The sequence below is a fragment of the Micromonospora sp. WMMB482 genome (assembly GCF_019038635.1).
GTDB lineage: Bacteria > Actinomycetota > Actinomycetes > Mycobacteriales > Micromonosporaceae > Micromonospora > Micromonospora marina.
In genome coordinates this window covers 1-7,240 of the sequence record NZ_JAHOPD010000010.1, presented here as the reverse complement: position 1 = coordinate 7,240, position 7,240 = coordinate 1, and the positions used below count along the sequence as shown (strand labels likewise).

Here is a 7,240-nt window from a genome sequence, read left to right as displayed (position 1 = left end):
GCGCCACCCTCCCGGACCAGATCGACTCGCTGCGGCTGCGCCAGGACCAGCGCAGCCGGGCCGCCGCCGAGGAACTGAAATCCCGGGTACGCGAGTCGAACCTGCTCGCCGAGGACACGTTCGCCGCATCTACACCACGAACGACGGCAAGCGGGTGACGTTGTTCGGCAGCACCGGCCTGCGGCTCAGCCCGGAGTCGGACGCCAAGTCGGAGATCGACCGCCTCGCCGGCGACTACGCGCTGAAGGAGTCGGTGGCAGTGGACACCGGCGTACGGGGACGCTACGAGCGCTGCGCCGTCGGCCGGGCCGACGGCGACTCGGTGGTGGTCTGCGTCTCGGCCGACCACGGCAGCCTCACCACCGGCGTGTTCACCCGGCTCTCGGTGGACGACAGCGGGCGGCTCCTCGACGACCTGCGCCAGCGCGTGGTGGTGCCGAAGTCCTGACCGCTCAGGCGGCCTGGTCGCCGCCGGTCTGGTCGGCGCGCTTCGGGGCGTAGCGCGGGACGTACTCCTGGCCGCTGAGCTTCTGGATCTCGGCCATCATCTCGTCGGTCATCGCCCGCAGCGACGTGCGGTCGTCGGGACGGCCGGTGAAGTCCAGCGGCTTGCCGAACTTGATAGTGATCTTGGCGCGGCCCGGTCGCGGGATCCGCGTACCGATGGGCTGGGCCTTGTCGGTGCCGGTCACGCCGACCGGGATGATCGGCACACCGGCGGCGATGGCCAGCCGGACGGGTGCCGGTACGCCCACGGTAGAGCCGCCCGTCGGCGAACGGGTGCCCTCCGGGTAGACGGCGACCAGGTCACCGGCCTTGAGCACCGGGATCGCCGCGTCGAACGCGGTGAGCGCGGCCCGGCCCCCGGCCCGTTCGACCGGGATCGCGCCCAGGCCGGTGAGCACGAACTTGGAGAAGCCGCCCTTGAGGCCCGGTGCCCGTGAAGTACTCCGACTTGGCCCAGAACGCCAGGTGCCGGGGCACCACGGTGCCGAGGAGCAGTTCGTCGGCGACGGAGAGGTGGTTGCTGGCGAAGATCGCGCCGCCGGTCGCCGGGATGTGCTCCAAACCCTCCACGTGCGGACGGAAGGCCAACCGGAGCGCGGGCGCCACGGTGAGCTTGCCGATGGTGTAGAGCAGGGGCACGGGTCCTCCGGCGGTCGTACGTGAAACAGGCGCTGTCACGGTAGCCGACGCGGCCGTCCGCCACCGAGCGGGTGGCCCGCAGTCCACTCGCTGGGTGCGGGCGTCAAGCGGGGGCCCTTTCTCTACCTGAGGCGTTAAGAAGGGCCCCCGCCTTACATCAGACCTTGCGGACCGTCACGGTCACGCGCTCGCCCTCGCCGGCCTCGCCGGTGAAGCCGTCGAGGCCCTCGGCGAAGTCGACGCTGTCGGCGAGCACCTCCCGGGCCACGAACTCGGTGTACGCGGCGACTGCCGCGCGCACCTCCTCGGACGCGGAGACGGCCACCGTGATCCGGTCGGAGACGTCCAGCCCGGCCTCGCGGCGCGCCTGCTGCACGACCCGGACCACGTCCCGGGCCAGCCCTTCAGCGGCGAGTTCCGGCGTGACCTCGGTGTCCAGCACGACCACTCCCTCGCCGCCGGGAAGCGGCGCGGAGTGTTCGGCGTCGGCGGCGACCAGGCGCAGCTCGTACTCGCCCTCGGCGAGCGTGACCCCGGCGGCGACCGGGGCGCCGTCGCGCAGCTCCCACTCCCCCGCCTTGACCGCCTTGATCACCTGCTGGACGGCCTTGCCGACGCGCGCGGGCCGAGCGCCCGCGGCACCACTGTGAGCACCTGCTGGCAGTACGCGGACACCTCGCCGGTGAGCACGACCTCCTTCACGTTGACCTCGTCGGCGACCAGGTCGGCGAAGGGCCGCAGCTGGGCGGCGACGGGCGACGCCACTGTCAGCCTCGCCAGCGGCAGCCGTACCCGCAGGCCCTTGGCCTTGCGCAGCGACAGCGCCGCCGAGGCCACCGCCCGGACGTTGTCCATCGCGGAGACCAGCTCGTGGTCGGCCGGGAACTCCTCGGCGGACGGCCAGTCGGTCAGGTGGACCGACCGCTCGCCGGTCAGCCCGCGCCAGATCTCCTCGGCGGTCAGCGGCGCCAGCGGCGCCACCACCCGGCACAGCGTCTCCAGCACGGTCCACAGCGTGTCGAACGCGTCCGCGTCGCCGGCCCAGAACCGGTCCCGGGACCGGCGCACGTACCAGTTCGTCAGCGCGTCAGGTAGGACCGCACGGTGGCGCACGCGCCGGAGATGTCGTACGCGTCCATCTGCGCGCCGACGGTCGCGACCAGCTCGTTCGTCTTCGCCAGCACGTACCGGTCGAGCACGTTCGCCGAGTCGGTACGACGACGCGCGGTGTGGCCGTCGGCGTTGGCGTACAGCGAGAAGAAGTACCAGACGTTCCACAGCGGCAGCAGCACCTGGCGCACCGCGTCCCGGATGCCCGACTCGGTGACCGCCATGTCGCCGCCGCGCAGCACCGGCGACGACATCAGCATCCACCGCATCGCGTCCGACCCGTACGAGTCGAACACGTGGTAGACGTCCGGGTAGTTGCGCAGGCTCTTGGACATCTTGCGTCCGTCCGAGCCGAGCAGGATGCCGTGGCTCAGGCAGTTGCGGAACGCCGGCCGGTCGAACAGCGCGGTGGCCAGCACGTGCATGGTGTAGAACCAGCCGCGGGTCTGCCCGATGTACTCCACGATGAAGTCACCCGGGTAGTGGTGCTCGAACCACTCGCGGTTCTCGAACGGGTAGTGCACCTGGGCGAACGGCATCGAGCCGGACTCGAACCAGCAGTCCAGCACCTCCGGCACCCGGCGCATCATCGACTTGCGGTCGGGTCGTCCGGGTTGGGGCGGACCAGGTCGTCCACCGCCGGCCGGTGCAGGTCGGTCAGGCGTACGCCGAAGTCACGCTCGATCTGCTCCAGCGAACCGTAGACGTCCACTCGCGGGAAGTTCGGGTCGTCGGAGCGCCAGACCGGGATCGGCGAGCCCCAGAACCGGTTCCGGCTGATCGACCAGTCCCGGGCGTTGGCCAGCCACTTGCCGAACGAACCGTCCTTGATGTGGCCGGGCGTCCAGTTGATCTGCTGGTTCAGCTCGACCATCCGGTCCTTGAACTGGGTCACCGCGACGAACCACGACGACACCGCCTTGTAGACCAGCGGGGTGTCGCAGCGCCAGCAGTGCGGGTACGAGTGGGTGTACGTGTCCTGCCGCAGCACCACCCCCCGCTCCTTCAGCTCCCGGATCACCGGCTTGTTCACGTCGAAGACCTGCTCGCCCTGGTACGGCGGCACCAGGGCGGTGAACCGGGTGTGGTCGTCCACCGTCACGACGGTGGGGATGCCGGCGGCGTTGCAGGTGTTCTGGTCGTCCTCACCGAAGGCGGGCGCCAGGTGGACGATCCCGGTGCCGTCCTCGGTGGTGACGAAGTCCGCGCCGAGCACCTGGTAGGCGTTCGGGCCGGCCGGCTCGACCAGGAAGTCGTAGAGCGGCGTGTAGCGGCGTCCGACCAGGTCGCGGCCGTACACGGTGCCGACCTGCTCGTACCCCTCCAGCTCCTTGGCGTACGCGCCGAGGCGCGCGGCGCCGACGACGTAGCGCTCGCCGTCACGTTCCAGCAGCGCGTACTCGATGTCGGGGCCGACGGCGAGTGCCAGGTTCGACGGCAGCGTCCACGGCGTGGTCGTCCAGACGCCGAGCTTGACCGGCCCGCGCAGCGGCTCCGGCGCGTTCTCGTCGGCGGTCAGCTCGAACCAGACGGTGAGCGCCGGGTCGTGCCGGTCCCGGTAGACGTCGTCCATCCGGGTCTCGGTGTTCGACAGCGGCGTCTCGCACCGCCAGCAGTACGCGAGCACCCGGAAGCCCTCGTAGACCAGACCCTTGTCGTGCAGGGTCTTGAAGGCCCACATGACGCTTTCCATGTAGTCCAGGTCGAGCGTCTTGTAGTCGTTGGCGAAGTCGACCCAGCGGGCCTGCCGGGTGACGTACCGCTCCCAGTCGTGGGTGTGTTGCGCCGCTCGTACCAGATGTAGCCGTTGCCGAGCAGGTCGGCGTAGTCGTCGATCCACTTCAGCGCGGCCCGGCACTCCTGTCCATCTCCTTGACCAGCGCACCGTCGCCGCTCCACCGCTCGTACTCGTCGAGCAGCACCACGAACAGCGGGGTCGCGTCCACCGAGCCGTAGTACGGCGAGTGCGGCTGCTCCTCGAAACGCGGCGTCTCGCCGTACCGCATCTCGTGCAGGATCCGGCCCGGATCCTCGTCCGGAAGTCGTCGAACCGGGTGCCCTGAAGTGCGGCGAGGATGCGCAGCGTGGTCTTCGACATGTCCGGCGCGAACGGCAGCACCTGGAGGCAGGTGAGGATGCTGTCCCGGCCGAACATGGTCATGAACCAGGGCAGGCCGGCTGCGGGCAGCGTCTGCCCGCCGAGCGACAGCGGTGAGAACCGCAGCGCCGCGAGGTCGACCAGGCTCCGCCGGTACGTCGCGGCGAGTTCCTCGTGCTCGCTGTTCACCTTCGGGGCCCGGCTGATCCACTCCTCCAGGTCGTGCTGGAGCGCGAGCCGCTCGGTGCCGTGCGCGCGCAGTCCCAATCGCAGGTCCCGGCCGGCGGGGCCGATCGCGAACGTCTGCACGTCGATGACGGCGTCCCACTGCTCGTTGGGTTCCAGCCGGATGCTCCAGGCGAAGCCCCGCTGGTCGTAGCGGGCCGGCTGGTCGGCGGAGACGATCGTCTCCCGCCGGAAGTTGCCGCGCCGGTAGCCCAGGCGCAGCCGGTCCGACTCGGCCTCGGCGTACTGTTCGCCCTTCTTGTTCAGAATCTCGTCCTTGACCTGGAACAGGTCGGCGAAGTCGGACCCCGCGTCCATCCGGATCTGCAGGTCGACCGCCTTCTCGTCGTGGTTGAGGATGGTCAGCGTCTCGCGGAAGCTGCCGCCGACCGCCCGCTCCCGGATGATCGACAGCTTCGCGTCGACGTAGTGCGTGGCCATGCCGGGCACCAGGAAGAACCGGGCCTCGTAGTACTGGAGGTCGTCGTAGGACAACGCGTGAGCCGCTCGCCGTTGACGGTGAGCACCCACTTCGACAGGTACCGCGTGTCGAGCGAGAACAGGCCGGTCGGCTCGTTCGGTGTGGCCTCGATGTCGCCGGTGTCCTCGCTGACCACGAACGTGTTGCCGTCCAGGATCCGGACGGTGTTGTTCCCGGGCATCAGGCACCCCTCCCGCTGAACGTGTGGTGCGGTCCGCGGGAGTCCGGCGGACCGGGGAAGACCCGCTCGACCTGCAACACGAGCCGCAGGTCACCGACGACTGTCATGTCACGCGCAGCAGCGCCGCGATGGCGTTCTCCTCACCGCCGATCAGCTCGGCGAACAGGCGCGGCTCGGTGCCGACCACCGTGTCCGCCTCGCCGTCCGCCTGCCGGACCCGCAGCCTGCCGTGATCGATCTCCAGCACCCAGTGCGTGGTGTGCGGGCCCTCGTGCAGGTCGAAGCGGAGCGTTCCGGATGTCTTGGCCAGCAGGGGCTCGAACCCCGCCGATCCAGGTCCTCGAAGAATCTCGTGGTCATGTCCACCATCCGAGCGACTCCTCCGCGTCCGCGGTCCACCTGTCCGAGGCCCGTGTCCCCACCGGATCCGGGGCCAACCTCGCCCGAATCGGGTGAGCGCGGCACCGTCGCGACGCGCGACGCCGGCCCCCGAACCGGGAGCCGGCGTCATCGCGGCGAACAGGCCTAGTTGTTGGGGTCGTCGGCGCTGATGTCCGCGAGCACCGACTGGGGTTCCCGCTCCACCGCCAGGTCACCCATGGATATCAGGCCGACCAGACGCCCGTCGTCGACCACCGGGAGGCGGCGGACCGCGTACGTGCGCATCAGGTCGGCGGCGGCCACGGCGTCGTCGTACTGGCTGACCGTCACCACGTCCTTGGTGGTGATCTGGTTGAGCCGGGTGGCGGTGGGGTCCATGTTCTCGGCCACGCCCCGTACCGTGATGTCCCGGTCCGTCACGATGCCGACCACGTCGTCGCCGTCGGTCACCACCACGTCGCCGATGGCACTGTCGCGCATCTCCTGCGCGGCGGCCATGAGCGTGTCGTTGCCGTCCATCGTCACCAACCGGGTCGTCATGAACTCTCCGACCGTTGTCATGGTGCTCCCCTCTCGGTGTCGGCACCGCGGTCTACCCGCCGCCGCGGGCGGGGTAACGCGTGTGTCACCGGCGGCGGCGCAGGCGCCGGCGCAGGTCGTAGAAGCCGTTGCTGGACAGCCCGTAGAAGACCGGCAGGAGCAGGAGCACCACGAGCGCCGCCGGGATGCTCAGCAGCACGCCCACCAGACCGGCGATCGCGTACGCGAACACGCCGAGCAGCGCCCGGACGCGTTCGGCCGCGAAGAACCGGGCGGGAACGTGCGGCTCCAGCAGTTCCCGGTGCCGGCTCAGGTAGTGGTAGAGCCACAGCCAGGTGATGGACAGGATCACGCCGACGAGCGCGTACGCGGACACCGCGACCCGCTCGTCGAAGACGTCGCCCTCTTCCACGGCCCGGGAGACGAGCGCAGTGACGAACGGCAGCAGCGCCACGCTGAACAGCACGCCGAGGTTCGCCCAGTGCAGTCCCCGGTCGGCGCAGCGGACCCGGTGGAACGTCCCCTTGTGGTTCAGCCAGTTGACCGCCACGTACAGGTAGGACGTGACGTAGGCGAGGTAGACCGGCCACTGGTCGAGCAGCGCGCGCAGCATCCCGCCCGGTGCCGTCTCGGGCACCCGCAGGTCCAGCACCAGCAGCGTGATGACGATGGCGAAGACCCCGTCGCTGAACCCGATCGCCCGGCCGGTGTCCGGGAGGATCCCGGCGTCACCGGTGTCTCCTTCGGCCGCCATCGGCACCTCCGCCCTCGCCGGCGCGGAACGGCCGGCGACCCGGCATACCCGCTGTGCGGGCGTCCGTGCCGGGTGGCCCGGGCACGGACGCCCGGCGGGTCAGCGCTCGGCGGCGACCAGCTCGGCGAGCTGCACGGCGTTCAGCGCCGCGCCCTTGCGCAGGTTGTCGTTGGCGCAGAACAAGCGCGAGCCCGTACTCGACGGTCTCGTCGGCCCGGATCCGGCCGACGTACGTCGGGTCCTGGCCGGCCGCCTCCAGCGGCGTCGGCACGTCCCGCAGCGCCACGCCGGGCGCGCCGTCGAGCAGCTCACGGGCCCGGGCCG

At 70.6% G+C, this 7,240-nt stretch carries 5 protein-coding genes and 4 pseudogenes; 1 reads left to right on the top strand and 8 read right to left on the bottom strand.

Annotated elements, in window-relative coordinates; genetic code table 11:
- The first annotated feature begins 154 nt into the window (after positions 1-154).
- The gene (locus tag KSK32_RS00490; protein ID WP_254186884.1) at positions 155-448 is read left to right on the top strand and encodes a hypothetical protein; all 294 of its coding nucleotides are present in this window, start codon (positions 155-157) and stop codon (positions 446-448) included.
- 4 nt (positions 449-452) lie between these two features.
- On the opposite strand, the gene KSK32_RS00485 is transcribed toward KSK32_RS00490, so the two are convergent.
- From KSK32_RS00485 to KSK32_RS00455, 8 genes and pseudogenes are all read right to left on the bottom strand, one after another.
- Positions 453-905 carry a lysophospholipid acyltransferase family protein gene (locus tag KSK32_RS00485; RefSeq protein ID WP_374226677.1) on the bottom strand — a complete coding sequence of 151 codons (453 nt, stop codon included), beginning with the start codon at positions 903-905 and terminating at the stop codon, positions 453-455.
- A complete protein-coding gene (locus KSK32_RS34810) occupies positions 808-1,077 on the bottom strand; it encodes a lysophospholipid acyltransferase family protein (RefSeq protein WP_374226678.1) in 270 nt (89 codons plus the stop codon). Before KSK32_RS34810 ends, KSK32_RS00485 begins: the two co-directional genes overlap by 98 nt.
- Before the next feature lie 226 nt (positions 1,078-1,303).
- Positions 1,304-4,039: pseudogene (gene ileS / locus KSK32_RS00480) on the bottom strand (isoleucine--tRNA ligase); the annotation flags it as partial.
- Positions 4,027-5,241: pseudogene (locus tag KSK32_RS00475) on the bottom strand (glycogen debranching N-terminal domain-containing protein); the annotation flags it as partial. The pseudogenes ileS and KSK32_RS00475, both read right to left, overlap by 13 nt.
- A pseudogene (locus KSK32_RS00470) lies at positions 5,241-5,610 on the bottom strand (SCP2 sterol-binding domain-containing protein). The pseudogenes KSK32_RS00475 and KSK32_RS00470, both read right to left, overlap by 1 nt.
- 156 nt (positions 5,611-5,766) lie before the next feature.
- Positions 5,767-6,183 carry a CBS domain-containing protein gene (locus KSK32_RS00465; RefSeq protein WP_216927949.1) on the bottom strand — a complete coding sequence of 139 codons (417 nt, stop codon included), beginning with the start codon at positions 6,181-6,183 and terminating at the stop codon, positions 5,767-5,769.
- Between the two features lie 64 nt (positions 6,184-6,247).
- Positions 6,248-6,916 (bottom strand): TMEM175 family protein, encoded by a 669-nt coding sequence (locus tag KSK32_RS00460; protein WP_216927948.1) that lies wholly within the window; start codon positions 6,914-6,916, stop codon positions 6,248-6,250.
- A gap of 99 nt (positions 6,917-7,015) precedes the next feature.
- Positions 7,016-7,240 (bottom strand): annotated as a pseudogene (locus KSK32_RS00455) (Asd/ArgC dimerization domain-containing protein); the annotation flags it as partial.

Bases quoted from the DNA above. Each gene is read 5' to 3' on its own strand.
- KSK32_RS00460 (WP_216927948.1), bottom strand. From the start codon at position 6,916: ATGGCGGCCGAAGGAGACACCGGTGACGCCGGGATCCTCCCGGACACC.
- KSK32_RS00465 (WP_216927949.1), bottom strand. From the start codon at position 6,183: ATGACAACGGTCGGAGAGTTCATGACGACCCGGTTGGTGACGATGGAC.